This window comes from Sulfurimonas sp. NWX79 (assembly GCF_039667035.1).
In the GTDB taxonomy this organism is placed as follows: Bacteria; Campylobacterota; Campylobacteria; order Campylobacterales; family Sulfurimonadaceae; genus Sulfurimonas; species Sulfurimonas indica.
The window spans coordinates 1-625 of the sequence record NZ_JALCZL010000065.1 but is presented as its reverse complement, the minus strand read 5'-3'; the positions used below and the strand labels follow the sequence as shown (position 1 = coordinate 625).

The 625-nt window shown below is 37.6% G+C and carries 1 tRNA gene and 1 rRNA gene; both read left to right on the top strand.

Going from position 1 to position 625, the window contains the following annotated elements:
- Window positions 1-106, top strand: a 16S ribosomal RNA gene (locus MNY27_RS10935); the annotation flags it as partial.
- Window positions 107-329: 223 nt separating this feature from the next.
- Window positions 330-405: transfer RNA gene (locus MNY27_RS10930), tRNA-Ala, on the top strand.
- The last annotated feature ends 220 nt before the right edge of the window (window positions 406-625 follow it).

Genomic DNA, 625 nt, shown 5'->3' with positions numbered 1-625 from the left:
CGGGAAGCCAACCTTCGGGGGGCTACCGCTTACGGTGGAATTAGCGACTGGGGTGAAGTCGTAACAAGGTAACCGTAGGAGAACCTGCGGTTGGATCACCTCCTTTCTAGAGTAAAGAGCAATCATTCGTTTGATTGGCTCACTAAAGAAGAAGCATTAAAATGCACTCCAAGTGAGGCACTAAATGCCGAATCGGAAATCTCACAAAACAAGGGAACCGCTCACGAAGTGATGTTTCTTTAGAAGATGTTATTTCTAGTTCACTTGCTTGCTTAGTTTTCAGTGATCTATGTTATTTTACAAATCACTACAAAAAGTTTTACAGTCATGGGGAATTAGCTCAGCTGGGAGAGCGCCTGCCTTGCACGCAGGAGGTCAGCGGTTCGATCCCGCTATTCTCCACCATTAAAAATTAAACTTTTTATGTTCATTAAATTACAATTGTTAAAGTCAACAACTATAGTTAAGAAACTATTTATTGAATTAAATAGTGGAAATAATTATAAACTAAATAACTACAAATAAATGGATTCATTCAATCTTATTTTTTGAATTGTGAAAACAGTACATTAAATAAGGTAGTGAAGCAAAACAAGGGAACCGCTTTTTACGTAAGTAAAAATGT